Here is a 26,347-nt window from a genome sequence, read left to right on the forward strand (position 1 = left end):
CTCGCTTATGACTGGCAATGATAGATATTGAAAGCCCTGTAATAGTTATCATCCCTGAGTTTTCCAAAAAGCTCCAAAGAAGAACCCGACTCAAGGCAATGGCTGTAGGTTCCCGGAAAAAACATCAGGGTCGGTTTTTCCTTGGCCTTACTCTGAAGGTTATTCAGCAGATGATGGGACCTTATATATGGAAAAACCTCACCAATTCCTGAAAGAAAGAGAAGATCAAAATCAGCTTCTTCCATGCGGGCTGCAATGGCAGGAACAAAATGATGTTCAGGATCAAGAACTCCCCGAAGAAGCTCCATCAGCTCTTCCTTTGAAACCTCATTTTCCACCTCCATAATCTGCTGCCATATTTCCCTTTCTTTCAAAAGATCAATGGAAAGGTCATAAAGATTGATATGGAGAACCTTAATATCAGACTTTTCAAGCTGCCTGATAAGGTTTTTTATAAGTCTTTCCATATCCGTAGCTTCTTCCGGTCTGAAAGGACAGATAAAAAAAGGGACCTCATTGCCAATACCCTGCTTTTGCAAAAAACGCTGGCCTGAAATTACAGAGACAAGGAATTCAAACCTGTCTTTTATCGGCATCAAAGATGGATCATTTTTCAAGTTGGCCTTCCTTTCAGATCCCCTTAAAAAAGAGGAAAATAAGCAAACTCCCCAGCATTACCCTGTCGGATAATCCGGATAAACTCAGGACTTAGGAGGGCTGGCTGAATCTTATTGTCTTTTGTAATAAGATCAGCTTCACGGAGTATCCTGAAAAGCACCTGACGAAGCTTCTTTTTTGTTGAAGACCGTATGGCATCAAGCTCAGGATGCCATTGGGATTTTCTGCTAAAAAACATTTCAAAATCATCAAAGGTGAGATCCGGTTTACCCGTGAAAAAATTTTCCCTTAGAACTTCCACAGCAAACTCAGCTATGAAGCTGTACCTTCTGCATATGGCTATCCATAGCATATATGCCTGTTCCTGACGACAGCAGGACAGCATAAATTCAAGCTCATTTTTTTGAAGCATTTTAAGGCGGGAAATATTGACATTACACAATTTTTTTAATGTGGTCAGGGTTCTTGACTGAAAAAGATTATCCCTTAAAGCTGTTTTTTGAACAAAAAGCCAGTCATCAGTATCCAGATAAAGACCTGCCAGAGTAAGAGCCTCATTCAAGAAGAGTCCCCCGGTTGTAAAGGAAAGACTATAATTACTTGTTTCCATAGATAAAATACCATCATCTGAAGTGGATGGGTCCGTTCATACAAAATGCCTGCATCAATAAGAATGAGGCAGGATAATATTTTTTCAAACGCCTGCTCTTATGATGTTCTGTTACAGCTTTTATAAAGTGGTGGCAATGGGGAAGGAGTAAAGACGAAGATTGGGATAAAACTGGGATTTTCTGGTGTTCCATTTTCCAAAAACAAAAAAGGCTTACAGCCTTATGCTGTAAGCCCTTGATTTTTTATGGCGCGCCCGGCACGATTCGAACGTGCGACCTACGGATTCGTAGTCCGGTACTCTATCCAGCTGAGCTACGGGCGCTCAAAACTGAGACGACTTATAGAGTAAGCTTTGCAGCTTGTCAAACATAAAATCTGCGTATACAATTTTTTTATGGAAGATGAATACTACATGCAGCTTGCCCTGGATGCTGCTAAAAAGGCTGGACAAATTGATGAAGTTCCGATAGGTGCAGTGATTGTTCAAAAAACAGGTACGGTGCTGGCCACCGCCTGGAACAGAACCATCAGCAACTGCGACCCTACAGCCCATGCGGAAATCCTTGTGCTCCGAAAGGCTTCGGAATGCATGGGAAATTACAGACTGCCGGATACAACTTTATATGTCACCATGGAACCCTGCATCATGTGCATGGGAGCCATAGTCCATGCACGCATAGGAAGACTTGTCTATGGTGCGGCAGATATAAAATGGGGTGCTGCGGGGTCTCTTTATGATTTTTCAAATGACACCCGGCTGAATCACCGTATGGATGTACAGGGCGGCATACTGGAACAGCCCTGCAGAGAAATTGTGCAGCTTTTTTTCCGTGAAAAAAGAGCCCTTGCAAAAGAAAGAAAAAAACAGCAGGTGTAATCCTGCTTTTTCGTTGAAACATAAAGGCAAAAAACCCTCTTCGACCGGAAACGCTTCACCGGCATTCCGGTTTTTTTCTGGATTTTTTCCGGGGAAAAAATAAGGAGTCAGACGTGGGCAATATCGTAATTGTGGGAACCCAGTGGGGAGATGAAGGCAAGGGAAAAATTGTTGATCTTCTCTCGGAACACGCAGACAGTGTTGTACGCTTTCAGGGCGGCAACAACGCAGGACATACCATGGTGGTGGCCGGAGAGAAATTTGTAAGCCATCTGGTGCCTTCCGGCATCCTTCAGGGAAAAACCTGCTACATCGGCAATGGTGTGGTGGTAGATCCTGCGGTACTTCTGGAAGAAATTGATTATCTTGCGGGCAAGGGTGTGGATATCGGCCCCCACAACCTCCGCATCAGTGAAAAAGCCCATGTCATTTTCCCCTATCACAAGGCCCTGGACAATGCCCGTGAAGCCAGCGACGGCAAAAGAAAAATCGGGACTACAGGACGGGGCATTGGCCCCTGCTACGAAGATAAGGCCTCACGCCGGGGTATCCGCTTTGTGGAACTCCTTGACCCTGATGTTTTCACCGAACGCCTCAGCATCAATATCAAAGAAAAAAACCACATGCTGGTAAGCTTCTTTGGTGCAGAAGGTCTTTCAGAAGAAGCCATCCATAAAGAATATACGGACTATGCCCGCCGCCTTGCGCCTCATATCGCCAACGTATCCGTGGATCTGGATCAAACCATGGAGCAGGGCCGCTCCGTTCTTTTTGAAGGCGCCCAGGGCACTCATCTGGACATTGACCACGGAACCTATCCCTTTGTCACCTCCTCGAATACCGTATCCGGCAATGCCTGTGCAGGCTCAGGTGTAGGACCGGGACGCATCACGGATATTCTGGGGATTGTCAAAGCCTATACCACCCGTGTGGGTGCCGGGCCTTTTCCAACGGAGCTTCTGGATGAAACAGGGCAGTTTATTCAGAAAAAAGGGGCGGAATTCGGGGCTACCACAGGCCGGACAAGGCGCTGCGGATGGCTGGACATGGTCATCCTGGACAATGCGACACGCCTCAATGCCCTCACGGGGCTGGTGATCACAAAGCTGGATGTACTGGGAGGACTTCCTGAGCTGAAAATATGCACAGGATACAATCTTAACGGAACGATCATTTCCTATGTTCCCGCTTCGCTCAAGGAACTGGACAGCTGTGTGCCCGTTTACGAAACCCTGCCGGGATGGGAAGAAGATATCTCAAAGGTTAAGGATTATGACGGGCTGCCTGAAAATGCAAAAAAATACCTTGAACGGATTGAAACCCTTGCCGGTGTGCCCATCAATATTATTTCCGTAGGCCCCGGACGGGAAGAAACGATTATACAGCGTCCCATAAAATAATCTGATGACTACCGGACTCAGCCACAGCTTGCTGGTCAGATTATTGTCAGATCATGATTACGAGGTAATTATTCAGCACAGTTTATTCTGAACGGCACATACTGTAATTGCAGCAGCTTTGTACTATTGCAAGGCTCCGTGGCTATTTGCAAGTGACATTGCAATCGTTTCGGATCAGAGCTTTACAGGCCTGTGCGAAAGAAGCGGCAACTGTCTGACCCGCCACAAAGGCAGCGTACCAAGGCCTGCCATGGTAATCAAAAAGCTTATCCTGCCTGTGGCGGGGAGTTTTTGCCGCTTCCGCACAGGGCAAGAAGCTCCCGAATCCGGCACTCAAGATCCATAGGCACTTTTTGCTCCCGTAAAGGGCTTGAGCTTTTCAGCTTGAGTGCCGGATTGCGTCACGGGCAAATAGCCTGGGGCCTGTGCATCTGTCTTGCAGGTATGGTACTTGGAAAATGGTGCTGAACAGTTACGTTACGAGCAGATATTTTAATACGGGCAGGCCTTCAGGCCTGCCCCTGTGAATGCTTCAAGCAATCACATATCTGATGCCAAAAGCTTTTTAAAGCCCTCTTCATCCAGAATGGGAACATTCAGGGAGAGGGCTTTTTCATACTTGCTTCCCGCCTTTTCCCCTGCCACCACATAACTGGTTTTAGCACTGACACTGCCCGCCACTCTCCCGCCTGCTGCGGTGATAAGATCCTGGGCATCCTTTCTGGAAAGAACAGGAAGAATACCGGTTATGACAAAGGTTTTTCCCTCAAGCTGCCTGTTCCCCTCTGTCTTTGCTTCACCCTCCTCCACTTCAAGGCCTGCGGCAAACAAAGCCTTCAGTGCTTCCCTGTTCTCCTCACGAGAAAAATAATCCCGGATGGCCTCAGCAAGTACAGGACCGACACCTTCCACGGAAGCCAGACTTTCCACATCTGCGTCCATGAGATCTTCAAAAGTCCGGAAACGCTGACCTAGAATTTTTGCCGTGTGAACACCCACATGACGGATGCCCAGACCATAGAGCAGGCGGTGGAATGAAGTTTTTTTCCGGTCATGGATGGCCCTTACAATATTGGACGCTGATTTTTCACCCATACGATCCATGGCAGCAAGGGCTGGCGCATCCAGACAAAAGAGATCCGCAAAGGTCTTTACAAGCCCCCTGTCCACAAGCTGGGCCACAAGTTTTTCACCCATACCATCCATATCCAGAGCTGGCTTGGAAGCAAAATGGCGGATTTTTTCCTTGAGCTGGGCAGGACAGGTTACGGACACGCAGCGCACAGCCACCTCCCCCTCTTCCTGCACCACAAGGCTGCCACATACAGGGCAGTGATCCGGCATCTGAAAAATAGTTTCCGAGCCATCCCTCAGATGCTCAATCACCTTCACAACCTTAGGAATAACATCCCCTGCCCGCTGAATAAAAACCTGATCTCCGATGCGGATATCCTTGCGGAGAATTTCATCCATGTTATGCAGTGTGGCCCGGCTCACAGTTACGCCGCCCACTTCCACAGGAGTGAGAATGGCCACAGGCGTAAGAACACCGGTACGGCCCACCTGCACTTCTATTCTTTCCAGACGGGTACGGGCTTCCATGGCAGGGAATTTCCAGGCCAGCGCCCACCTCGGCGTACGGGATGTCATACCGAGTCGGGTCTGGAGATCAAAATCTTCCACCTTGATCACCATGCCATCCACCTCGTAGTCCAGAGACTCCCGGCGTTCCACCATTTCCGCATAAATCTGCGGAACCTTTTCCGGCGGCATAGCACTCTGTGCCAGAGGACTCAGGGCAAAACCTGCGGATCTGAGAAAGGCAAACAATTCTGCCATAGAGGAAAGAAAAAGGCCCTCCACCTCTCCCATACCATGGGCAAAAAAGCGTAAGGGCCGTGTGGCCGTAATGCGGGAATCCAGCTGACGCAGGGAGCCGGAAGCGGCATTTCTCGGGTTGGCAAAGGGGGCTTCTCCGGCTTTTTCCCGGCTTAGGTTCAGGACTTTAAAACCTTTACGGTCCATGAGCACCTCGCCCCTCACTTCCAGCACCGCAGGTGGATCTTCCACCCTCAGGCGAAGGGGAAGGTTGGCAATGGTCCTCACATTTTCCGTAACACCTTCGCCCACAAGGCCATCCCCCCGTGTGGCTGCCTCTGTCAGAACACCATTCTCATAGCGCAGGGAAACGGCAATGCCGTCAAACTTAGGCTCCACGGAAAAAAGCAGCTCCCCTGCCACGCCTTTCCGGATGCGCTGAACAAAGGCAAAAAACTCCCCCTCATCAAAGGCATTTTCAAGGCTGAGCATGGGAAGACGATGAAACACCGAAGAAAAACCCGAAAGGGGAGGCGCTCCCACCCTCAGGGTGGGGGAATCCTGGGTTTTCAGTTCTGGAAAACGCCCTTCCAGCTCCTGAAGCTCCCGAAAAAGGGCATCATAGGCTGCATCGGTAATTTCCGGATCATCCAGCACATAATAGCGGTAGCTGTGCCGTGACAGATCATTGCGGAGAAGGGCAGCACGCTGACGTTCTTCTTCGCTGCACTGCCCTTTGCTTTCTTTCAACGGTTTTTCCATGGACCCTTTGCCCCTCTCCTGCTCCATTCATCAATCCATGGGATTGTTATGTTCTTCCAGCCCATCTTTTATGTCATCTATGTTATCATAGATCCACTGCACATCCTCGATGGTCAGCCTGCCCGACTTCACGGGTGCCCTGTCGGAACCATCCTTTTTTTTCAGCATCCTCGGTCCGATCTGCAACTTGGCCTCACCGCCGTCATAGCTGTGTATGGCAACCACAAGACCTGTTTCCTCACTTCTCCATGATTTCAAAACCTTATCCTTTGACGGATCAAAACCAGCCATTCTACCTCCTTAATGTATAGTCAGCCATTGCTAACCCAATCGTGAAAAATCCGCAATTCTGCCAAAAAGAGCCGCAATGGAAGCCAGAAGCCCCAGTCGGTTATTCTTAATCCTTTCATCCTCTGCCATGACCATCACACCGTCAAAAAAAGCATCCACAGGCTTACGCAGGGTGGCAATGCTCGCAAGGGCAGCGTCCAGATCATTGGCATCCATGTGACCGTCAACGGTCTGAAGGCAGAGTTCCAGAGCTTCATGCAGCCCTTTTTCTGCAGGTTCCGTCAACAGGGATGCATCCACTACCGGCTTCACATCACCGGCTTTTTTCAAAATATTGGAAGCCCTTTTAAAGGCACTGGCAAGGGCGAGAAAATCCGGCTGATTCCTGACGCGGTCCAGGGCTTCCACACGGCGCAGAATATCAGAAATATGGTTATTTTCTACTGCCAGAACAGCGGCAATACCTTCCCTTGAAAATCCTTTTTCCGCCAGCAGATTGGCAAGGCGGGTCACCATGAAATCACAGACCGCCTGCACCGTTTCTTCCCCGTCTTCAGTCTTTTTATCCCCAAGGGTTTTCAGGGCAAGGGTAACCATCTCCCGAAGGGAAAGAGCTAAATTTCTGTCCAGAAGCATCTGCAGAATCCCAAGGGTTGCCCGGCGCAGGGCAAAGGGATCAGCCGCTCCTGTGGGCCTCAGTCCCACGGCAAAACAGCCACACAGGGTATCCAGCTTGTCCGCCATGGACAGGACCACGCCGCAGAGATCCTCCGGCAGCTTTCCTCCACTGCCAAGGGGCCTGTAATGATCCTCAATGGCAAGGGCCACCCGCTCATTTTCTCCGTGGAAAAGGGCATAGGCTCTGCCCATGATGCCCTGCACCTCGGGGAATTCATAAACCATCTGGGAAGCAAGATCCGCCTTACAGAGGCTGGCGGCCCGATCCAGATCAGCCATCATCTCTCCGTCAAGGCTCAAGTCTTTGCCCATGCTGGCACAAAGGCTCCGGATTCTTGCCACCTTCTCTCCCATGGTGCCAAGCTTTGCCTGAAAGAGCACCTGATCAAGCTTTTCATTCCACTGGTCAAAGGTGGCTTTCTTATCCGTTTCCCAGAAGAATCTGGCATCGGAAAGCCTTGCCCTCAGTACACGCTGGTGGCCCTGACGTACCAGATCCATATCTTTGGGGGAGGTATTGTTAACGGCAATGAAAAGGGGCAGAAGATTACCTCTTTCATCTTCAACGGCAAAATATTTCTGATGTTCCCTCATGGATGTGATGAGCACTTCTCTGGGCACTTCCAGAAAAGCAGGATCAAAACTTCCCATGACAGGATAGGGCGCTTCCACAAGGTGGGTGACGATTTTTAAAAGCTCTTCATCCGCAAGCACCCTTCCGCCGGAGTTTTTGGCTACTTCCTCCACGGAACGGGCCACTGCTGCCTTTCTCTCCTGAACATCGGCAATAACACCGGCAGCCTTCAAAAGCCCTTCATAATGTTCCGGCAAATCAATGGTCACGGGCTGGGGATGATGAAAACGATGACCACTGCTCAGGCGGTCAGAAACAATACCCTCCACTTCAAAGGGAATCAGTGCCTCACCGAAAAGGGCAACAAAACGCTGAATGGGCCTTGCAAAGGCAAGCTCCGTGTCTGCCCAGCGCATGGTTTTGGGAAAGTTCAGGGCACGGACCGCCGCAGGCAGCATATGACAGAGAAGCTCAGCCACAGGCAGCACCTTTTCTTCCACCTTTGCAAAGAGATAGCGGCCCTTGGGTGTCTCCCGGATTTCAATCTCTTCTAAGGAGATTCCGGCTTTTTCCGCAAATTTCACAGCGGGGATGCCCGGCTTGCCTTCCGCATCGAAGGCGGCCTTTTCCGGCGGTCCCATAAGCTCCGTGGTTTCCGGCCGCTGCATGGTGGCCACATCCGCAATGTGCACACAAAGCCGCCTCGGGGTTGCAAAACTTGTGATCTCTCCAAAGTCAACGCGGGCTGCGGTCAGCTCTTTTTTCAGAAATGCGGCAAGGGCCGCAATGGCAGGGTCAATGTATCCTGCCGGTATTTCTTCGGTTCCAATTTCAAAAAGAAGACTTGTCATGATGGTGTCCTTATGGCTACGGGGCATTACCCCCGAATGTACATGGCTTGGATATCAGGCTTATTTTTTCAGAAGGGGAAAGCCCATGGCTTCCCGCTGAACCAGATAGGCTTCGGAACAGGCCCTGGCGATGTTCCGGATTCTTGCAATATACCCGGTTCTTTCGGTCACACTGATGGCTCCCCTTGCATCCAGAAGGTTGAAGGTGTGGGAACACTTCAGACCGAACTCATAGGCGGGCAGAACCAGATCCTTTTCTATGAGCCTCTTTGCTTCGGACTCATACTTTGCAAAAAGATCAAAAAGCAGGGGAACATTGGCTTCTTCAAAGTTATAGCGGCTCTGTTCCACTTCCTGCTGGTGAAAGATATCCCCGTAGGTGATTTTATCATTCCACATGAGATCATACACACTATCCACACCCTGCAGATACATGGCAATGCGTTCAAGGCCATAGGTCAGCTCCACGCTCACGGGCTTAACCTCTATGGAGCCTGTCATCTGAAAGTAGGTAAACTGGGTAATTTCCATCCCATCCAGCCAGACTTCCCAGCCCAGCCCCGAAGCACCGAGGGTGGGCGACTCCCAGTCATCTTCCACAAAGCGGATGTCATGGGCCAGGGGGTCCACGCCAATGGCTTTAAGGCTCTCCAGATACATATCCTGCACATCAGATGGAGATGGTTTCATGATCACCTGAAACTGGTAATAGTGCTGCATGCGGTTGGGGTTTTCCCCGTACCGGCCGTCCGTGGGTCTGCGGCAGGGCTGGGCATAGGCAACGCTCCAGGGTTCCGGTCCAAGGGCTTTGAGCAGGGTTGTGGGATGAAAGGTTCCCGCACCGACCTCAAGGTCAAGGGGCTGGGCCTGAACACATCCCCTGTCTGCCCAGAATTTCTGCAGGGTGAAAATAAGATCCTGAAACCGCATATCCATCATCCTTATCAGCTTAAAGGGTTTTTAAAATATCCTTAAAAGAAGAATTGTCCAAAACATTTTGTTTTATAATTACAACAGCCGGATTCCTATACAAGGCACCATGGCTGTTTGTGAGTGACATTGCAATCGTTTCGGATCAGAGCTTTGAAGGCCTGTGCGAAAGAAGCGGCAAACTGTCTGAGCCGCCACAAAGGCAGCGTACTTTAGTCTGCTATGGCAATCAAAAAGCTCATCCTGCCTGTGGCGGCGAGTTTTTGCCGCTTCCGCACAGGGCAAGAAGCTCTAAGAATAAGATTGCGTCACGAACAAATGGCCTGGGTGCCTGTGCAACTGCCTGACAGATATGAGCATTAGCGAACGATAATAGTACTGAACCTACACTCAGTTCCCGTCCTCAGACATCAAACAACACACCATCCTTTTCAGGGGCGGCATCCAGAATCATGGCGCCGGGCATGGTTTCCATCAGACGCCGCCAGTGGCTTCTTAAAACGCCTATTTTATCCTCAGGCCCCAGCGCCCAGACACATCCTCCTCCTCCGGCTCCGGCAAAACGTACACCGCAGCCAAGGTTGCCCGCTGCCGAGGCAAGGCGCATACCCGCAGGATCCAGCACCTCCGGCGTGAGACGCAAACGGATGGCAAGCTCTTCTTCCATGCAAAAAATGGCAGTCTTCAGATCCATTTTTGCCAGTGCTTCAGCAAAGCGGCGGGTCAAAAGGGCAATATCCTTCCATTCCGCGCGGGTTTTCCCTTCGGCAAATCCCTGCACCCAACGTCCGTTCACATCCAGAGAATCGTGGGGTTCCCCTCCATAGGCCACCAGCATACAGGAAGAGAGGTTCTCATATTCCTTACCGGTCATCAGGACAGACTGCTTCCAGGGCTGCATCAGATTGCTTCCATCCCAGTGCCAGAGGTTCATACCACCAAAGGCTGCAGCCAGCTGATCCTGCATACCACAGGGAACACCAGCCACGGCAGATTCAATGTTTTTTGCCATCAGCACCACATCTTTTACATTCGCCTCAGGATTTTCCCCTTTCATCTTCATGAGCAGGGCAACCAGTGCCACAGCCATGACGGAAGAACCGCCAAGGGCACTTCTGGGCGGAGATGCGGAATGGATTTCCACACTGAGATCCCTGACACCGAAGGCATCAAGGATAGCAAAAACCAGGCCCAACGGATGCCTGTATGGTGCCCTGCCACAGGGAAATTCCGCAAAAGCGAATCCCCTTGAAGCAACACGGACCCTCCCTTTTTTATAGGGCTTTATCTTTACAGTGGTCCTTAGATTGAGGGCAATATTCATTGTGCAGGCCAGATCCGGCCCCAGACCATAATAAAACAGGGGCAGATCCAGAGTGCCCCCAAAGTCAACACGACAGGGTGCGGAAGCCGAAATTTCATTTTCTGGTATACAGTTTTCCAATTCCACCACCATGATTTATTACTTCCTTACTGTTTCATCAGGATCTTTACCTTGAGCTGCTCAGGCCTTAAGGCGGCATACAGGAAAAGAAATTATTTCCGGTGAAATTCCAGCAGTTCTCCGTACACTTTGCAGATATTTCAGGGAGCGGAAATCCCTTCCCATATGAAAAGAGATAAAAGATTCCAGAAAAAAAAGTCCCTCCAGGGCGGCTTCCCTTGAAAACTGCATCCTTCCCGCTCCCTGATCTTTTCTTTCCTGAAGCCAGCAAAGGGTTTTAACCGTTCCCGGAGCCATGGAAAAAATCCTTGCAAGGGGAGAGCAAGTCCCGCAGAGAATACGACTCCTGCCATAATCAAAACGGATGCGACCGGCCCTTACATCAAACATAGGGGCCTCACACCCTCCACAGACATCAAGACCCGGAGCCAGCCCTGAAAGCGTAAGAAAACGAAGCTGATACAAAAGACTTAAGACTTCAGGCTTTCCCTTCCCAAGATGCAGCTCCCGGAGCATGCTTTCCAGAAGATCATAAACTTCCGGCTGGGCTGCACCCTCTTCCAGCCAAAGACATAGAATTTCACACCAGTAGGCCGCATATCCCATACGGATAAAATCCGTACGCAGATTTTCAAAGGGCTCCATAAGTTGAACTTCCTGAAGTACGGGCATTCCGCCAGATTTCGGCTGGCTACAATCAGGATGTAAAACAGAAAAAAGCTCCAGCCTGCCGGAAAAACGCCGTCTGCTTTTACGGGCATTCTTGGCTATGGCAGAAAACTTTCCCTTTGAACGGGAAAACAGCGTGAGAATCACATCAAAATCACCATACTCCACACGACGCATCACAATGGCCGACTCTTCAGACTTCATAGAAATACACTCCATTGAAATCACATATCCAGCAGTTTTGTGGCAATGGTAAAATAAAGAAAAGCCGTAATAACGTCGGTACTGGTGGTCACAAAGGGCCCCGTTGCCACGGCAGGATCTATTTTCATTCGGGCCAGACCCAGGGGTACAAGGGCACCCATAAATGCTGCTATGGTCATGGAGGAAACCATGGCAAGGGCCACAACAATGTTCAACATGAAAATACTGTACTGAAGTTCTGCCACAAGGCCTATGAGGGTACCATAAACAATACCCAGAAACAGCCCCACCAGAAGCTCCTTACCTATAACCCGCCAGAAATCACCCAGAGAAAGCCTGCCCGTGGCAAGTCCCCTGACCACAATAGTAGAAGACTGGGTTCCCACGTTGCCGCCCATCCCTGCAATAACGGGCATAAATGCCGCAAGATAGGCATATTTTATAAGGGTTTCCTCGAAGCCTGAAATTACATAAAAAGCCAGAATCCCCCCAAGACAGGAGGCAAAAAGCCAGGGCAAGCGAATGCGGATTCCACCCATAATGGTCTGGGTTTCCACAAACATATCCCCCACACCGGCCATTTTCAGAATATCTTCCGTAGCTTCCATGCGGAAAATGTCAATGACGTCATCCACGGTGACTATCCCTTCCAGCACCCCCGTTTCATCCACAACGGGAACAGCCAGAATGTCATAGCGGGCAACAATTTTTGCCACTTCCTCCTGATCCATGGAAGTCTGAACGGAAACCAGCTCCGGATTCATGATATCCTTAAGGCGGGTATCCGGCTTAACCACCACCAGCTGGCGCAGGGATATGACACCCACAAGGCGCTTTAAGTCATCCACCACATAGAGATAAAAGGGCATCTCCACATCCCTGTGCTCTTTCTGCAGAGATTCAATGGCTTCCTTTGCCGTGGAATCCTGGGAGAGAGCTACAAAATCAGGAGTCATGATACCACCGGCCGTATCATCACTGTAACGCAGAAGGCCTTCCACCTCTTCGGAGCCTTCCTTTTCCATTTTTTCAAGGACAGCCGTGGCGGTTTCCGGCGGCATCAGACCGATGAGGTCGGCAACATCGTCATTGGGCATTTCATCAAGAATGCGGACAATTTCATCCACGGGCATTTCACGGATAAACTCCAGAAAAATGCTTTCTTCCAGCTCCGAGAGCAGAAGTCCCTGCTGCTCCACATCGTTCATCAGGCCAAAAAGTCGTTTCTGATCGGCAAGGCCGATATGACGAAAAGCATCCGCCAGATCGGCCGCATGGGTTTTCCGGACAATCTTTTTCAGATGGGGAAGGGCATTACGCCGCAAAAGCCGCTTGATACTCTCCACAAGAATGGTATGACGGTCATGAAACATAATCCTCCCGGTCTCCCGGCCTCTCGCCAGAACGCAAAACGACCCGTTCGATGCCGCAACTGCCCTTGGGGTAGGATACAGCCGGGATATCGGCGGGTCGAAAAAAATCAGCTTACAGGGCAGGCTTTCCTAAGGAAGGTGCAGATTCACCGCCTGCCCGACTGCGCCGGAAAGGGGCATTGCCTTTCCGTTCAGGCGCAGCCTTACCCCTGTGGCGCTTCCAATCAAAATATTATACGCTTTTTCCGCATCAAATTCAAGTATATCTCCTGGTTCCACAGAAAAAGAACGGGATTCCTGATCATCAATAATAATCTTCAACGATGTGGATTCCATGCCCAGAATTTCCAGACGATAACCGCTTATCTCAGCTATTTCAGAGGCATCAAAGTCAGGAGTTGAGGCAACAACGGACATCAGAACCGCATCCCTCTCCTCCTCTTCTCCGGAAACAAACTCCGCAAACCATATACCAGCCCAACTCATCATAAAAACCAGAAAAACAAAAAAAAGACCACCACGCAGCCAGCTACGTATACGCTGCCTTCTTAAAATCCTTCTCCTTGCCTCTTCGGCCTCGGCATCCCATTTTTTCCGGGATTCCTTATATAAAAAAGCAGCATAATCCGGATCCAGCCCCACTTCCATGGCATAATGACGAACAAATCCCCTGACAAAAACAGGTTCCGGAAGACCCCTGTGATCCTCTTCTTCCAGAAGTTTCAGCACTTCTTTTCCAACACAGAGCACAGCTTCCAAATCATGCAGAAACAGCCCTGACATAATCCGCCCATTCTGAAGATAGGTGCCGAAACTCTCTTCCCTTGCCAGGGATTTTTCTCCCATGTTTTATTTATCCCTTCAAAGGTCAGTCCAGTATCCGGACATGGACTTTTTCCCGCAACTCTGTGACCCAGGTCTGAAATCTCTTATTCACCTCCTCGTCATAGAGCTTGTCTGCAATCCCATCGGCCACTTCATCCAGGGGCCTTGGATTCTGCATACCCTTTTCCAGCAACCTGAAAATCTGGATTCCCTGAGGTGTTCGCACAGGCCTTGAAATCTCATTTTCTTCCAGAACAACAATGGCTTCACGGATCACAGGAGACAGGGATTCTGCATCAAACCATCCAAGCTCTCCGTCGGAACCGGCAATGCGGGAGCTGCTTTCTTCTGCGGCCAGTTCAGCAAAATTCTTTCCGGAAAGCAGACGCTGGACCATGGCTTCCGCCCTTGTCTGAAGCTCTTTTTCCTGATCTATTGTCATGGAAGAAGGAAAGGGCAGAAGAATGTGAGCAAGACGATAACGCTTTACTGCTCCGAAATCCCGGGCATTTTTCTTGTAGTATGCCTCTATCTGCTCTCGGGTAATAACAATTCTCGAACGCACCTGATAGTTTACAAGGCGGGAACGAAGCATCTGATCCCGGACCTGAGTCCGGTACTGATCAAGGGTCATACCTTCGGCGGCAAGGGCCTTTTCAAAGGCCTCTACGGAAAGATCATTGGAAAGGCGGAACTGCTCAACGGCCTGATCCACTTCCTGCTCCGAGATCTGAATACCCGCCTCTTCCACGGCAATATCCGTAATGGTCTGATCAATCATCTGGTTCAGCATCTCTGAACGATAGCGTTCAATAAGCGCACGGGTTTCTTCAGGACCGTAGCCTGCAGACTCTATTCTTTCCCGTACAGGGAAAAAGGCCTCTTCAAAGGCCACCTGGGTAATGATCCGGTCATCCACAAGAACCAGAATTCTGTCCACAATTTTTTGTGCAAAAACAGAAGTGGTAAAGCAGCATAAAAACAAAAAAATAACGGTTTTAGCAGAACGCTTTATCATAATTACAAGCCTGCTTCCTCATGCAGATCCACGTCAGGGGCCGGATCCGGGGGCAAGTGCAAAACATCCCCCCCTTCCTCACCCAGTTTGGCCAACAGGGGCCGGGCTTCCGGAAAAACCCTGTAAAGAAGCTCCGTATGAACCTTTACGGACATGCCTTCTTTCTTCTCCTGCAACCATTTCCCATAGACTTTTTCCGATTCCTGCCTGCGGAAACGGGTGATCAGCTCTTCTGTAAGCTCTTGGGTCAGCTCAACTTCCTCTGGTTTTTTACCAACGGATCTGCAATACGCCAGCAGAGCACCCTTCAGGGCTTCCGAAGTGATAATAATTTCACGCTCCATAATACTTTTTACAAGCTTTTCCGTCAGAAGCCTGCGACGAAGCCCCTGCATCCATGCCCTTTCAGATATCACATTTTCCGAAAGCATACTTTCAAAAATACCCTCCGGATACATGGAACGGATTTCTTCTGCAGATTCCTCAAGATATGCTTCTGAAACCTCTATACCCGCTTCCATGGCGGCCACTTCCAGAACAAGGCTTTCTGCAAGATCTTTCAGCACACGATAATGCAGGGATCTTCGAATGATCTGCTCCTGAAGCAGATTATGTTCATAGCCAGCCTTGGCCATCTCATAGGCATCTTTATATTCACCAAGGCTGATTCTTTTTTCACCAAGCTCCAGAACCCAGCTTTCATCTTCTGGCTGTATAAAGCTGCAGCCAATAAACATAGGCGCCAGACTTATCAGAGCAATAAAAAAATACAAAAAGAAAGTGTTTCCGGAAAAGGGCTTCATGGTCCTCTCTGGCGGGATCAAAGATTTTTCCCATCTGGAAAAAAATACTGTATGCAACCCTTCAGCCGTTAACACGGGCCAGAATTTCTTTCAAGATGTTTCTGGCCTGCACCATAGGAGGCTGCCTGCGATCCTTAAGCAGTTCCACCTTCAGACTGCCGTCGGAAAGAAAAACCATGGACTGGGGAAAAACATCCATCACTTCAGCAATGGCAAGGGGTCTTTTCTGGTGAACCTCTGAAAAAACCAGTACCAGATGACGGTCCGTCAGGTCTAAGCGGCGGACACCTGCCTTCACACAAAGTACCTTCAGCATAATTTTTAAAAGTATATTCCCTGCCTCCACCGGAAGAGCGCCGTAACGGTCCGTCAGCTCCTCCCGGAAAACCTTGATCTCCCCTATGGATACCATGCGGGAAAGCTTGCGGTAAATGGCAATGCGCTGATCAATGTCAGGAACATAGGATTCTGGAATATAGGCATTCATGGAAAGGTTGATTTCCGGCTCCAGGGGATCCAGAACCGGCTCTCCCTTAAGTTCTGAAACGGCATTTTCCATAAGCTGAAGGAACATATCATAGCCAACGGCTGCGATGTGCCCTGACTGACTGGCGCCAAGGGCAGCGCCCCCTCCACGGATCTGAAGGTCGCTCATGGCTATCTGGAAACCGGAGCCAAGATCGGAGTGCTCCATGAGAACTTTCAGTCTGCGCATGGCATCCTTTGAAAGACGGCTTTCCTCGGGCACAAAGAGATAGGCATAGGCCTGCACCTCTCCCCTGCCAATACGCCCCCTAAGCTGATAGAGCTGGGAAAGCCCGAAACGGTCTGCCCGGTTGACAATCATGGTGTTAGCCGAAGGAATATCCAACCCTGATTCAATGATGGTGGTGCAGACGAGAAGATCCGTTTCCTTCCGGATAAAGGACAGCATCTGGTTCTCAAGATCCTCTTCCTTCATCCTTCCATGGGCCACACCTATGCGTACATCGGGCAGAAGCTCCCGCAGGCGGGCCGCCTGTCCTTCAATACTGTTAATATTATTGTGAACAAAAAAGACCTGCCCTCCCCTTTCCATCTCCCGGTTCACGGACTCCCGGATAATACTTTCATCATACTCGGATATATAGGAAATAATGGCCTGACGCTCTTCCGGTGGTGTGGCAATCACACTGATATCCCGCATACCCATCAAAGACATGTGCAGGGTACGGGGAATAGGTGTGGCGGTCAAAGCCAGCACATCCACGGTTTCCCGCATTTTTTTCAAGATCTCCTTATGACGGACCCCGAATCGCTGCTCCTCATCAATGACCACCAGACCAAGATCCTTAAACTGCACATCCTTCTGCAAAAGCCTGTGGGTACCTATGACAATATCCAGACGACCGTCACCCATCTCCGCAATGATCCTTCGCTGCTCCTTCGGGCTGCGGAAGCGGTCCAGGGCCGCAAGGCGGACGGCATAGTTCTCAAATCGCTGGGTAAAGCTTCTGTAATGCTGTTCCGCCAAAATAGTGGTGGGAACCAGCACCGCCACCTGTCGCCCGTCCATTACGGCCTGAAAGGCCGCCCGCAGTGCCACTTCCGTTTTTCCGTATCCCACATCTCCGCAGACCAGCCTATCCATGGGTGAAGAACTGGCCATGTCCTCCAGCACATCGCCTATGACCTTAAGCTGATCCGGTGTTTCCTCATAGGGAAAGGCCGCCTCAAAATCCTGAAACCGGTTGTCCGGAGAGGAAAAGGCCTTGCGGGTATGAACTTTCCGGGCCGCATAAAGGGCTAAAAGCTCTCCAGCCATTTTCTCCACAGAGGCCTTGGCCTTTTCACGGGCCTTGTCCCAGCCTTTGCCACCCATTTTGTCCAGCACAGGATCAAGGCCGTCCACACCCACATATTTGTGGAGAATACCCATGCGGTCCACGGGAAGATACAGGCGATCACCATCTTTGTAGGTAAGCAGAATAAAATCACTTAGAACACCATTCAGCCGCAGTTTCTCAAGCCCCTCAAAACGGCCCAGCCCATGATCCGCATGGACCACTATATCCCCTTCACGCAGCTCCCCAAGGTTGAGAAAACGATCCTTCACCCCGCCCTTGCGGGCCTTTCTTCTGCGGCGCTTAGCCCCGAAAATCTCATCCTCACTGATGAGGGCCAGCCCTTCTTCCTCCCAGACAAAACCTGCACGGATACGCCCCTCACAAAGCCAGATGCCCGGACGCTTCGCACCATAAATTTCTTTGAATGAAAGGACGGTACTTACGGACACCTCATAGGCAGCCAGAAGATCCTTCACCCGGCTTACCTGGGAAGATGTTGCACAGACTATGCAGGTTCTGCAGCCTTCCCTCACACGGGTCTGCAACCAGTGCACAAGGGGCAGCAAGGGCTGCATTCCTCCACGAAGACCAGCAAGCTCACCCCGGATGGACAAATTCTCCTGAACATGGAAATCAAGACCTTCCCCCTGCAAAGGAAGAGTATCCCGAAAAAGCACACACCTTGCCGAGGCCATGCGCCTGCTGATGTACTCCCAGTCCACGTAAAGATCAGATACCGAAACGGCAAGGCGCTGGGCGGCAAGGGCTTCTTTACGGGCCATCTCCACCCTCTGGGTCTGACGCTCCACAAGAATGGAACATGCCTCCGGCTGATCCATAATAAAAAGGGTCTCAGGAGAAAGATAATCCAGCAGAAAAGCAGGCTCTTCATAAACAAGGGAAAGCTGCCCCTCTATGGCGGGATGAATCCCTTCATCCCGTATGCGTTCCACAATCTCACGGACCTTGCCGACACCAAAACCTGCTTCTGCGGATTCCTGACGAACCCGCCCAAGCATGGCTTCCACCGTGGAAGGCTCAAGTACCATTTCTTTTGCGGGCAACACCACAACCGCATCGGTATCTTTAAGTTTACGCTGGGTCACCGCAGAAAAAAAACGGATGGATTCCACCTGATCCCCGAAAAATTCAATGCGCACAGGATCATCATGTCCGGGAGAGTAAAAATCCAGAATCCCCCCCCGTAAAGCAAAATCTCCGGGTTCTTCCACAAGGGTAGTTCGCTGATACCCTGACGCAATCATCTTTGACACCAGCAAATCCCTGTCTAAACTTTCACCGGAGGATATCACCCGGCTGAAGGCCACCAGAGTTTCAGGAGGTATCACCCGCTGGGCAAGGGTATCCGCTGACACAATCAGAACAGGGGCATGCTCTCCTAAGATACAGCTGTAAAGAAACCGAAGTCTTCGTGCTGCAGTTTCACCATGGCAGGCCATGGCCTGATAGGGCAGTACATGATAAGCTGGGAAAATATCAGCATCAGGCCCTTCTCCATCCCGGAAAAAATGCAGCCTTTCCAGAAGCTCTTCCCCCTCTTTCTGACCGGGAACAACCATAATTATCGGTCTTTTTTCCGCTGCTGCAAGAACGGAAACCACAAAGGAGCGGGCTGCATCAGGAATATTGCCACAAGCTATGGAAGATTTTCCGGAAGACAGCAGGCTTTTCAGTATGCTAAGTTTTTTTTTCTCTTGATTTTGCGCCATGGTACCTGTATTAATTTTTTCTGTTTGTTGCCGGCGTAACTCAGTTGGTAGAGTAGCTGATTCGTAATCAGCAAGTCAGCAGTTCGACTCTGCTCGTCGGCTCCATCTGAATGGAACGGGATTTTTCGCTTGCCGGAAAATCCCTTTTTTATGGTTCCTTAACCTGTTTTTAAAGGATCAGGGTGCCACACACTTTCCAGGATTCCCTGCTACGGACAATATTTATTCATAATTAAGAGTCCCTAAAATCCCCTTAAAGTAAAAACGGGCTCATCATAAACGAATCCCCGGAGAGGACAACTGAAAAAATACCCGGGACATGACCTGATCCGGTACTCCTCTTCCCCTTAAGAAAAATATGTTGCCTTGACTTGCATCTAACTGCCATATATGTAAACTTTTTTATGCAGAGGATTTCTGCCTGAAGCCCGTTTCATATGTGAGGGAAGTCTGATGAACTGCATTGACGGTATTGAAGGTGTAGCTAAAAAGATCATTGACACACTTTATCACACCGCCCTGGAACAGGGCTGCGATGATACGGAATGTATCCGATGCTTAAGGGCTGCCGTTGAAGGTGCAGGCAACTTTGTAAGCAGCAACCGGGAAGTGGTCAGTGATCCCAGCCTGCTGACCCGTGAGCTTTATATTTATGCAAAAACGCTGTGGCTGTCCGCCCGGAGCAAAGGACCGGAAGAAAAAAAGGAACCTGACGAAGAATATTACGGTTACTACTTTGACCGTATCTATCACGAACAGAACTACCCCCTCTGAATGTAAAACCTGTGGGTAAAAACACGAAAAAAAGACTTCAGGAGTAGCAATGGCGCTGACCAAAAATGACATCGTGGAAAGAATCAGCAGTACAGGCTTCAACAAAAAAAAATCCGTGGATATTGTTGAGACCCTGCTGATGATTATGAAAGACCAGCTGGCAGAAGGCAATGACGTACTGATTTCCGGTTTCGGAAAATTCTGCGTCAAAGAAAAGAATGCCCGCAGGGGACGCAATCCTGCCACGGGCAGTGATCTTATTCTCCGGCCCCGAAGGGTTGTAACCTTTAAATGTTCCGGCAAGCTCAGGGATTCCATCAACGGTCCGGAATCCTGAAAAACGGCCCTGCTTTTATCATCCAGCAGCAGAGGACAGAAAAAATATCCTCTTCTGCTGGATGAACCTCTCCCGACAACCAAACACCATGCCCCTGTCACCAATGGGTCCCTTTACCACAGGACCTTTTATAAACACCTGTTCTTTCAACATGTAACAGACAAAAGATACACGGGCCATGGGTCAGATCAAAAAGTTGAAGCAAAAAATAAGGCTTCAGCAATCCAGAAAAAAATAACGCTCCGATTCATCCCGTAAGCTCATCAGGAAAATAATCCAAAACAAGATCCGGCCTCTCTCCAGCTACTTCCATGGGGATCCATACCGAAATACAACAGCCTTCACCGGGGCGGGAACGGATCTCAAAGCGTCCTCCCAGAAGGGCCACACGCTCTGCCATCCCCTTAAGTCCCATTCCCCTTTCCGAAGATACGGAACTTTCCCGTATTTCCGAATCAAAGCCCACACCATTATCACGAATACGCAGAATAATCTCCGGATGGGAGGCAATCAGCCGGATATCCACATTAGTGGCCCCTGCATGCTTACGTATATTTGCCAAAGCTTCCTGCACAAGACGGTAAAGGTTGATTTCCCTGTCAAAATCCCTGGCCGAACCTTCCATACCTGCTGTAACAAAATTCACCGGAATACCCGTGTACTCGGAAAACTCCTGACAATATCGGTAAATGGTCCGTGGAAGTCCCAGGGTATCGAGATCCGGCGGACGAAGGGCATAGGCAATTTCCCTTAAATCCCGAATGGCATCCTGCAGACGTCGCGAAAGGTGGGAAGTCTGACGGCGTATGGGTGATCCGGATTCAAGCTGCATGGCCATGTCTTCAAAGGCTATGCGTAAGGATGAAAGATCCTGAGCCACATGATCATGCAGATCTCTGGCTATCCTGTGTCTTTCATTCTCAAGGGCCCGCAGCAGTTCATGGGTAAGCTGTGCAATACGGCGCTCCGCACGTTTTTGTTGAGAAATATCCGTAATAACCGCAAAACTACCCTGAAAAGCCCCCTTTTCATCCAGAAGGGCTTCTGCAGAAATAATCACAGGTATGCTGTTTCCGCTCTTATCCACCAGGCAGGCCTCATAGGCACTGCGTTGTCCTGTTTTTCTTTTTTCAAACTCATTTTTAACCCTTATTTTTGCAGTCCCATCAATGAAATCAGAAAAATGACGGCCCAGCATTTCTTCCCTTGAAAAAGCCAGAAGCTCACACATGCGGTCATTTACATAAACAATTTCTCCATCGGGACCGGAAACTCCCAGGCAATCATTCATGCGCTCCACAAGGTGCCGGTAACGCATGCGGGATTCAGCCACCCTTTCGGCCAGTTCTCTGGCCTGTTTCTGTAATTTCATCTTGGTTTCTTCAAGGGCTTTTCTGGTCTTATATTCCTTAATACGCAGACGATGATTGGTCTCAGCAGCCATGAGACAGATCCCAAGGGTCACCAGAACCAGAATATGACTTAGAAAAAAAAGCGAAATCTGTTCCGCCCCGCTTTTCCAAAGAATCACAAGAGTATAAAAAAGATAAGGTATAAAAAGGTGGGGAAGCATCATGCGCGAGGGCAGGGCCATGATGGAAGAAAAAGCCACAATGACCATGAGAAAACCGGCATAATAGGAAGTCCGGTAACCATCTGTAACAACAACAATGATGATCATTGCAAAGGCGCAGACATGAAATCCGGCAAAGGCTAGCCTTGCACTTTGAAAGCCCAGATCTATGCGCCGGTTGACCCAGAAAAGCATCAGGCATGCCAGGCCTGTCCCAAAGCGCAAAGGGATAAGGCGCCATATTTTATCGGGATAATAGGCCCAGTCCGTAACTGTAAAGAAAGGAAAAAGCAGCGCTGCAAGCACAAGGATCAGGCTGGTCCGGTCCCTTACCAGAGCTGCCTGATCATCCTCAAACCCTCTGCCTGTCCCACCACTAAAATAATTTTTCCATCTGAGGCCTATGCAGGAAGCTGACCTTGCAGCCCCTGCAAGGCCACCTTTTAAATAAAACCACATTACCTGCACCTTCAACCGGCATCATGCCAGATAACTCATTCCATCAACAGCAGGATAAAATCCTGGTGACATAAATTTTTCATGATCAAATACATCAGGGCCAGACAAAGCCCTTTTGCGCCATTTCTTCACGGTTCAGGCCTTCCAGTTCATGGGGAAGAACAATCCAGTCCCTTGGTCCGAAAATCCGGTAGAAATAATCCGGGCGGATACATACCTCGGTATTTTCAGGCTTGTAATAAAGGGAGGCAAGGGAAAGATGGACATCCGGGTATGGAAGTGCTGCAACAATGGCATCACGTACCGCAAGGAAAGTTCTGCCCCGGTCAAAGATATCATCCACCACAAGGATACGGATTCCAGGTTTTACATGGCGGATCACAGCATCGACATTTTCCACCGAGACCTCTTCTTCGGCCTCAAAAAAACCCTTATATGAACGCGCCTGGATAGTCGCATAGTCCTTGGCCTTTCCCGTCAGCACCATAAAAACTTCCTGCATATAAATGGAGACCTGGGCCCCACCTCGGGTCACACCGACAAAAAGATCAAAATCCAGCCCCTTTCGAAAAAGATCTTTGGCAAAGGCCCAACAATCCTGCTCCATCTGACCTGCGGATATATACTGCTTCTCATGGACTGTTTCCATGCGTCTCCTGTTTTACGGAAATAATTTAAAAAAATACAAAAGCTTCAAATACTTACAGCGCCTTGAGCAGAAGTTCAATAAGGGAGAAAAATCCGATGATCCACATAACCGGATGAACCTTACTGATATTACCGGAAAATGAGGAGACAAGAATAAAGGCAATAAAACCCACACAAAGGCCCATGCTGATGCTGAAGGTCAGGGGCATAAGAATAATGGTGAGGAATGCCGGCAAAGCCACTTCAAAATTCTGGAAATCAATTTTATGAACATTTTTGAACATAAATACACCCACAACAATCAGTGCCGGAGCCGTTGCAAAGGCAGGCACCACTGCAATGAAAGGTGTGAACAAAAGGGCAGCAAGGAAAAAGAGACCTGTACTTAAGGCGGTAAGCCCGGTACGCCCACCCTGAGCAATACCGGAGCCGGACTCAATGTAGGTGGTGGTGGTACTGGTACCCATGAGGGCACCGGCTACGGTTGCCACGGCGTCAGCTTCCAGAACCCTGTCAATGGAGCGGATATTGCCATCTTTATCCACCATATCAGCTTCATAGGAACAGGCCACAACAGTTCCTACGGAATCAAAAAGATCCACAAACATGAATGAAAAAATAGCCCCTGCAAAACCCCATTTCAATGCTGAAAGGATATCCAGCTCCATAAATATGGGAGCAATGGAGGGGGGAGTGGAAAAAAAGCTGTCCGGAACTCCCACAAGACCGAATACCATGCCAAGAATTGTGGTTACAACAATCCCAACCAGAATGGAGCCTCGAATTTTCATCACCTCAAAAACTGCAATGAGGGCAAGACCCACAAGACCAAGAACAACTGGAGTTGTAAGTGTTCCAAGCCCCACCAGAGTGGCCGGATGGGACACAATGAGTCCCAGATTCTTGAAACCAATAAAAGTAATGAAAAGACCGATACCAGCCGCAGTTCCCAGACGCAGCTCCATTGGAATGGCTGCAATAATCCATTTACGTACCCCCAGAAGGGTGAGAACAAGAAAAAAGATACCGGAAATAAAAACAACGCCCAAAGCCGTCTGCCAGGCCATTCCCTGCCCCAGCACAAGGGTATAGGCAAAAAAAGCATTCAGTCCCATGCCGGGTGCCATGGCAAAGGGTACGTTAGCCCAAAGGCCCACGAGGATGGTTGCAAAGGCTGCAGCCAGAATGGTGGCGGTAATCAGCGCTCCCTTATCCATTCCTGCATCACCCAGAATGTTCGGATTTACAAAGATAATATAGGCCATGGTAAGAAATGTTGTAAGGCCTGCCATAATTTCCTGACGGAAAGAGGTCCGGTTTTCCGCCAGTTTAAAAAAACCATTGATTTGTGCGATCATTTTACAAGTCTCTTTATTGGGTTAAAATTACAGATATTCAGCAAACAAGCATTCATTTGGTAAAAAGCCTTTTTTATCTTAATGAAGAAGCTGCATACTGAATCCTTAAGTATTAATAAATTTGTAGCCAAGAAAGCCCGCGAACTTAATAAATCAGGTAAGGTAAAAAATTGTACCCTTTAGCATGCAAATTTTTTAAGGTCAATCCAGATACTTTCACAACAATCTCTCTAAAAATTGTCAAATATATGTATAAAATACAATAATCTTAATATTACAACAAAAAAAGGAGTGACGAAACAGATGCCGTCATCTCCCAGGAATATCCGATGGGCTGCTACCCCTGTCATACCATAGCCTGCAAAACGGTTTCAGTCTGATGCTGAAACTTCTGCTTCCTGTGGCACGGGCCTCTGGGGCGGCATAACACCGAACTCGTGGCGCAGCTCCGGATACCCGAGAATAAACTCCTCAAGACTTTCTTCACTGGAAGCCACTATAATATTTCTGACTTCTATTTCTTCCAGACGGTTATCAAAATACGGGGACAAAATCTCCCGCATATTCAAACGGAATTCCTTTACCCGGTCAAAGGAATTCATATCCCTGTACTCCAGACTGGAAAGGTAAAAAAGGACAGTCTCCCGAACCTCCGGATGCAAAGGAGGGGGTGGAGGTATCTCTTCCGGGTTTGACACAGGATGCTCAAGCGACAGAACAAACTCCATTTCCATACATAAAAAACGCTGCCTCTCCAGCACTCTTGCGCGGGCTACATTCACGATAAGAGGCTCCATCCTTACCACCTGATGAACCAAAATTTCACCCTGCTCAGGACGCTGCGCCCTCACCTTCGCCCACTCCGATGTTCTTCCGGTTTCCGGATGTCTTAGAATAAGTTTTCCCGGCTGAAGGACTTCAATATCAAAGGTCTGCAGGGAACCGGCCGGCCACATGCCTGCGTCCTCTGCTGTTTCAACGGAAAAAACCAGACGGTCTTTGGATTCCATTTTCCAGCGGCCTGTACTCTTCCCTCTTTTTTCTATTATTTTGGTATGCTGACCTTCCATCCTGTCCTCGGACTGCCATGAACCATTGTTCCTTAAGGTGAGAATGGTGTGAATATTCATGTGAGAAATACGCCAGCTTCCTATGAGAAGCATCCTCGGATCTTCCTCCCTTTCACCACCACAGGATACAAGGCCTGACAAAAAGAAGATCAAAGCCCCCCAGAAAAAAAACCTCATGGTCCCTCCCTGTCCTGCTTGTCCTGAGTATTATTCTCTTCATGGCAGATACAGTCATTATCTCCGCATTGTGTGCAGATAAAATTTGCTCCCCCTTTTTTTCCCCGGTCAATCAGCCTCAGCATCCCGAAAAGCGCAAGAAAAAACAAAATAAAAAGAACTATCCACTCCATAATTATACCTCTCCGGAAGCATCCGGCGCCATAAAGGCAGCAGGAAAAGGAATGATACGGCATTCTGAAACACTATCATCATCAAACCTGACTTTAATGCCGAAACAGCGGCAGGAAAGCCAGTATCCCTGACAACAGGGACATATTTCAAGAAAACATCCAACATGATGAAAACCACCTTGCATAACACCGCAGCAGGGGCAGCGGGATGGCAGACCATTCTGCTCAAAAACAGTCTTTTCCCTTGGTCTGTAGGGAAGCGGGAGGTAGAGAAAGCCATTAATACGGATACGGCTCTCAGCACAGCTTGATGCAGCTGAATACCGGCCACAGAAATTACAACGGTCCATACCTGCCCCCTCTTCATCATGCAAACATTCAGTATATATAACAGGCTATACTCTGGACTCCCATTGATAAGACGTCAGCCATTACTGAGATATCACGATAAAAACTGCTGTCAGGTTCATTTCAA

22 protein-coding genes and 2 tRNA genes are annotated in these 26,347 nt (G+C 49.2%); 5 read left to right on the forward strand and 19 right to left on the reverse strand.

Features of this window, described 5'->3' with window-relative positions; genetic code table 11:
* Nucleotides 1-5: 5 nt before the first annotated feature.
* The 3 genes from FIM25_RS03950 to FIM25_RS03960 form a co-directional block, all read right to left on the reverse strand.
* Nucleotides 6-617: a DUF1788 domain-containing protein gene (locus FIM25_RS03950; RefSeq protein ID WP_246052008.1), complete on the reverse strand. Its 612-nt coding sequence runs from the start codon at nucleotides 615-617 to the stop codon at nucleotides 6-8.
* A 23-nt stretch (nucleotides 618-640) separates the two neighbouring features.
* A complete protein-coding gene (locus tag FIM25_RS03955) occupies nucleotides 641-1,228 on the reverse strand; it encodes a DUF1819 family protein (RefSeq protein ID WP_139446534.1) in 588 nt (195 codons plus the stop codon).
* Between the two features lie 247 nt (nucleotides 1,229-1,475).
* Nucleotides 1,476-1,552 (reverse strand) — tRNA-Arg (locus tag FIM25_RS03960).
* A gap of 30 nt (nucleotides 1,553-1,582) precedes the next feature.
* Here FIM25_RS03960 and tadA point away from each other — a divergent pair.
* Both tadA and FIM25_RS03970 read left to right on the forward strand, forming a co-directional pair.
* Nucleotides 1,583-2,107: a tRNA adenosine(34) deaminase TadA gene (tadA, locus tag FIM25_RS03965; protein WP_281279293.1), complete on the forward strand. Its 525-nt coding sequence runs from the start codon at nucleotides 1,583-1,585 to the stop codon at nucleotides 2,105-2,107.
* A 113-nt stretch (nucleotides 2,108-2,220) separates the two neighbouring features.
* Nucleotides 2,221-3,507 (forward strand): adenylosuccinate synthase, encoded by a 1,287-nt coding sequence (locus FIM25_RS03970; protein ID WP_139446538.1) that lies wholly within the window; start codon nucleotides 2,221-2,223, stop codon nucleotides 3,505-3,507.
* Between the two features lie 540 nt (nucleotides 3,508-4,047).
* Here FIM25_RS03970 and ligA read toward each other — a convergent pair.
* From ligA to mfd, 11 genes are all read right to left on the reverse strand, one after another.
* Complete coding sequence (ligA, locus tag FIM25_RS03975; RefSeq protein ID WP_139446540.1) at nucleotides 4,048-6,087, reverse strand: NAD-dependent DNA ligase LigA; 2,040 nt, start codon at nucleotides 6,085-6,087, stop codon at nucleotides 4,048-4,050.
* A gap of 30 nt (nucleotides 6,088-6,117) precedes the next feature.
* Nucleotides 6,118-6,378: a hypothetical protein gene (locus FIM25_RS03980; RefSeq protein ID WP_139446541.1), complete on the reverse strand. Its 261-nt coding sequence runs from the start codon at nucleotides 6,376-6,378 to the stop codon at nucleotides 6,118-6,120.
* A 30-nt stretch (nucleotides 6,379-6,408) separates the two neighbouring features.
* Nucleotides 6,409-8,481 carry a glycine--tRNA ligase subunit beta gene (gene glyS / locus FIM25_RS03985; RefSeq protein WP_179953141.1) on the reverse strand — a complete coding sequence of 691 codons (2,073 nt, stop codon included), beginning with the start codon at nucleotides 8,479-8,481 and terminating at the stop codon, nucleotides 6,409-6,411.
* A gap of 60 nt (nucleotides 8,482-8,541) precedes the next feature.
* On the reverse strand, nucleotides 8,542-9,411 hold the full coding sequence (gene glyQ / locus FIM25_RS03990; protein WP_139446545.1) for a glycine--tRNA ligase subunit alpha: 870 nt from the start codon (nucleotides 9,409-9,411) through the stop codon (nucleotides 8,542-8,544).
* Between the two features lie 403 nt (nucleotides 9,412-9,814).
* Nucleotides 9,815-10,867 (reverse strand): GHMP family kinase ATP-binding protein, encoded by a 1,053-nt coding sequence (locus FIM25_RS03995; RefSeq protein ID WP_139446547.1) that lies wholly within the window; start codon nucleotides 10,865-10,867, stop codon nucleotides 9,815-9,817.
* A 48-nt stretch (nucleotides 10,868-10,915) separates the two neighbouring features.
* On the reverse strand, nucleotides 10,916-11,728 hold the full coding sequence (recO, locus tag FIM25_RS04000; protein ID WP_179953142.1) for a DNA repair protein RecO: 813 nt from the start codon (nucleotides 11,726-11,728) through the stop codon (nucleotides 10,916-10,918).
* A 20-nt stretch (nucleotides 11,729-11,748) separates the two neighbouring features.
* Nucleotides 11,749-13,101, reverse strand: coding sequence for a magnesium transporter (gene mgtE / locus FIM25_RS04005; protein WP_139446552.1), 1,353 nt, complete (start codon nucleotides 13,099-13,101; stop codon nucleotides 11,749-11,751).
* Nucleotides 13,102-13,230: 129 nt separating this feature from the next.
* Entirely contained in the window at nucleotides 13,231-13,947 is a 717-nt protein-coding gene (locus FIM25_RS04010) for a helix-turn-helix domain-containing protein (protein ID WP_139446554.1), read from the reverse strand.
* Between the two features lie 22 nt (nucleotides 13,948-13,969).
* Nucleotides 13,970-14,944: a peptidylprolyl isomerase gene (locus FIM25_RS04015; RefSeq protein ID WP_139446556.1), complete on the reverse strand. Its 975-nt coding sequence runs from the start codon at nucleotides 14,942-14,944 to the stop codon at nucleotides 13,970-13,972.
* A 2-nt stretch (nucleotides 14,945-14,946) separates the two neighbouring features.
* Nucleotides 14,947-15,747, reverse strand: a complete 801-nt coding sequence (locus tag FIM25_RS04020) for a SurA N-terminal domain-containing protein (RefSeq protein WP_139446558.1) — start codon at nucleotides 15,745-15,747, stop codon at nucleotides 14,947-14,949.
* A 61-nt stretch (nucleotides 15,748-15,808) separates the two neighbouring features.
* Complete coding sequence (gene mfd, locus FIM25_RS04025) at nucleotides 15,809-19,303, reverse strand: transcription-repair coupling factor (RefSeq protein ID WP_139446560.1); 3,495 nt, start codon at nucleotides 19,301-19,303, stop codon at nucleotides 15,809-15,811.
* Nucleotides 19,304-19,332: 29 nt separating this feature from the next.
* On the opposite strand from mfd, the gene FIM25_RS04030 reads away from it, so the two are divergent.
* From FIM25_RS04030 to FIM25_RS04040, 3 genes are all read left to right on the forward strand, one after another.
* Nucleotides 19,333-19,408: transfer RNA gene (locus tag FIM25_RS04030), tRNA-Thr, on the forward strand.
* 348 nt (nucleotides 19,409-19,756) lie between these two features.
* A complete protein-coding gene (locus tag FIM25_RS04035) occupies nucleotides 19,757-20,077 on the forward strand; it encodes a hypothetical protein (protein WP_139446562.1) in 321 nt (106 codons plus the stop codon).
* A gap of 49 nt (nucleotides 20,078-20,126) precedes the next feature.
* The gene (locus FIM25_RS04040; RefSeq protein WP_139446564.1) at nucleotides 20,127-20,414 is read left to right on the forward strand and encodes an integration host factor subunit alpha; all 288 of its coding nucleotides are present in this window, start codon (nucleotides 20,127-20,129) and stop codon (nucleotides 20,412-20,414) included.
* 247 nt (nucleotides 20,415-20,661) lie between these two features.
* Here FIM25_RS04040 and FIM25_RS04045 read toward each other — a convergent pair whose 3' ends face one another.
* The 5 genes from FIM25_RS04045 to FIM25_RS16995 all read right to left on the reverse strand — a co-directional run bounded on the left by FIM25_RS04045 (nucleotide 20,662) and on the right by FIM25_RS16995 (nucleotide 26,222).
* Entirely contained in the window at nucleotides 20,662-22,446 is a 1,785-nt protein-coding gene (locus FIM25_RS04045) for a PAS domain-containing sensor histidine kinase (RefSeq protein ID WP_139446566.1), read from the reverse strand.
* 94 nt (nucleotides 22,447-22,540) lie between these two features.
* Nucleotides 22,541-23,095: a phosphoribosyltransferase gene (locus FIM25_RS04050; RefSeq protein WP_139446568.1), complete on the reverse strand. Its 555-nt coding sequence runs from the start codon at nucleotides 23,093-23,095 to the stop codon at nucleotides 22,541-22,543.
* A gap of 52 nt (nucleotides 23,096-23,147) precedes the next feature.
* Entirely contained in the window at nucleotides 23,148-24,452 is a 1,305-nt protein-coding gene (locus tag FIM25_RS04055) for an NCS2 family permease (protein ID WP_139446569.1), read from the reverse strand.
* A gap of 371 nt (nucleotides 24,453-24,823) precedes the next feature.
* Nucleotides 24,824-25,699, reverse strand: a complete 876-nt coding sequence (locus FIM25_RS04060; RefSeq protein ID WP_139446571.1) for a flagellar basal body-associated FliL family protein — start codon at nucleotides 25,697-25,699, stop codon at nucleotides 24,824-24,826.
* A gap of 175 nt (nucleotides 25,700-25,874) precedes the next feature.
* Nucleotides 25,875-26,222 carry a hypothetical protein gene (locus FIM25_RS16995; protein ID WP_179953143.1) on the reverse strand — a complete coding sequence of 116 codons (348 nt, stop codon included), beginning with the start codon at nucleotides 26,220-26,222 and terminating at the stop codon, nucleotides 25,875-25,877.
* Nucleotides 26,223-26,347 lie beyond the last annotated feature (125 nt).

Origin of the sequence: Desulfobotulus mexicanus, from assembly GCF_006175995.1 — a bacterium.
In the GTDB taxonomy this organism is placed as follows: domain Bacteria; phylum Desulfobacterota; class Desulfobacteria; order Desulfobacterales; family ASO4-4; genus Desulfobotulus; species Desulfobotulus mexicanus.

What these genes read in the sequence shown, in the direction of transcription:
- FIM25_RS03980 (WP_139446541.1), bottom strand. Translation starts at nt 6,378, where the DNA reads ATGGCTGGTTTTGATCCGTCAAAGGATAAGGTTTTGAAATCATGGAGA.
- FIM25_RS03955 (WP_139446534.1), bottom strand. Translation starts at nt 1,228, where the DNA reads ATGGAAACAAGTAATTATAGTCTTTCCTTTACAACCGGGGGACTCTTC.
- recO (WP_179953142.1), bottom strand. Translation starts at nt 11,728, where the DNA reads ATGAAGTCTGAAGAGTCGGCCATTGTGATGCGTCGTGTGGAGTATGGT.
- glyQ (WP_139446545.1), bottom strand. Translation starts at nt 9,411, where the DNA reads ATGCGGTTTCAGGATCTTATTTTCACCCTGCAGAAATTCTGGGCAGAC.
- mfd (WP_139446560.1), bottom strand. Translation starts at nt 19,303, where the DNA reads ATGGCGCAAAATCAAGAGAAAAAAAAACTTAGCATACTGAAAAGCCTG.
- glyS (WP_179953141.1), bottom strand. Translation starts at nt 8,481, where the DNA reads ATGACAAGTCTTCTTTTTGAAATTGGAACCGAAGAAATACCGGCAGGA.
- ligA (WP_139446540.1), bottom strand. Translation starts at nt 6,087, where the DNA reads ATGGAAAAACCGTTGAAAGAAAGCAAAGGGCAGTGCAGCGAAGAAGAA.
- FIM25_RS03995 (WP_139446547.1), bottom strand. Translation starts at nt 10,867, where the DNA reads ATGGTGGTGGAATTGGAAAACTGTATACCAGAAAATGAAATTTCGGCT.
- FIM25_RS04010 (WP_139446554.1), bottom strand. Translation starts at nt 13,947, where the DNA reads ATGGGAGAAAAATCCCTGGCAAGGGAAGAGAGTTTCGGCACCTATCTT.
- FIM25_RS04035 (WP_139446562.1), top strand. Translation starts at nt 19,757, where the DNA reads ATGAACTGCATTGACGGTATTGAAGGTGTAGCTAAAAAGATCATTGAC.
- FIM25_RS04060 (WP_139446571.1), bottom strand. Translation starts at nt 25,699, where the DNA reads ATGAGGTTTTTTTTCTGGGGGGCTTTGATCTTCTTTTTGTCAGGCCTT.
- mgtE (WP_139446552.1), bottom strand. Translation starts at nt 13,101, where the DNA reads ATGTTTCATGACCGTCATACCATTCTTGTGGAGAGTATCAAGCGGCTT.
- FIM25_RS04015 (WP_139446556.1), bottom strand. Translation starts at nt 14,944, where the DNA reads ATGATAAAGCGTTCTGCTAAAACCGTTATTTTTTTGTTTTTATGCTGC.
- FIM25_RS04020 (WP_139446558.1), bottom strand. Translation starts at nt 15,747, where the DNA reads ATGAAGCCCTTTTCCGGAAACACTTTCTTTTTGTATTTTTTTATTGCT.
- FIM25_RS04040 (WP_139446564.1), top strand. Translation starts at nt 20,127, where the DNA reads ATGGCGCTGACCAAAAATGACATCGTGGAAAGAATCAGCAGTACAGGC.
- FIM25_RS16995 (WP_179953143.1), bottom strand. Translation starts at nt 26,222, where the DNA reads ATGGACCGTTGTAATTTCTGTGGCCGGTATTCAGCTGCATCAAGCTGT.
- FIM25_RS04050 (WP_139446568.1), bottom strand. Translation starts at nt 23,095, where the DNA reads ATGGAAACAGTCCATGAGAAGCAGTATATATCCGCAGGTCAGATGGAG.
- FIM25_RS04055 (WP_139446569.1), bottom strand. Translation starts at nt 24,452, where the DNA reads ATGATCGCACAAATCAATGGTTTTTTTAAACTGGCGGAAAACCGGACC.
- FIM25_RS04045 (WP_139446566.1), bottom strand. Translation starts at nt 22,446, where the DNA reads ATGTGGTTTTATTTAAAAGGTGGCCTTGCAGGGGCTGCAAGGTCAGCT.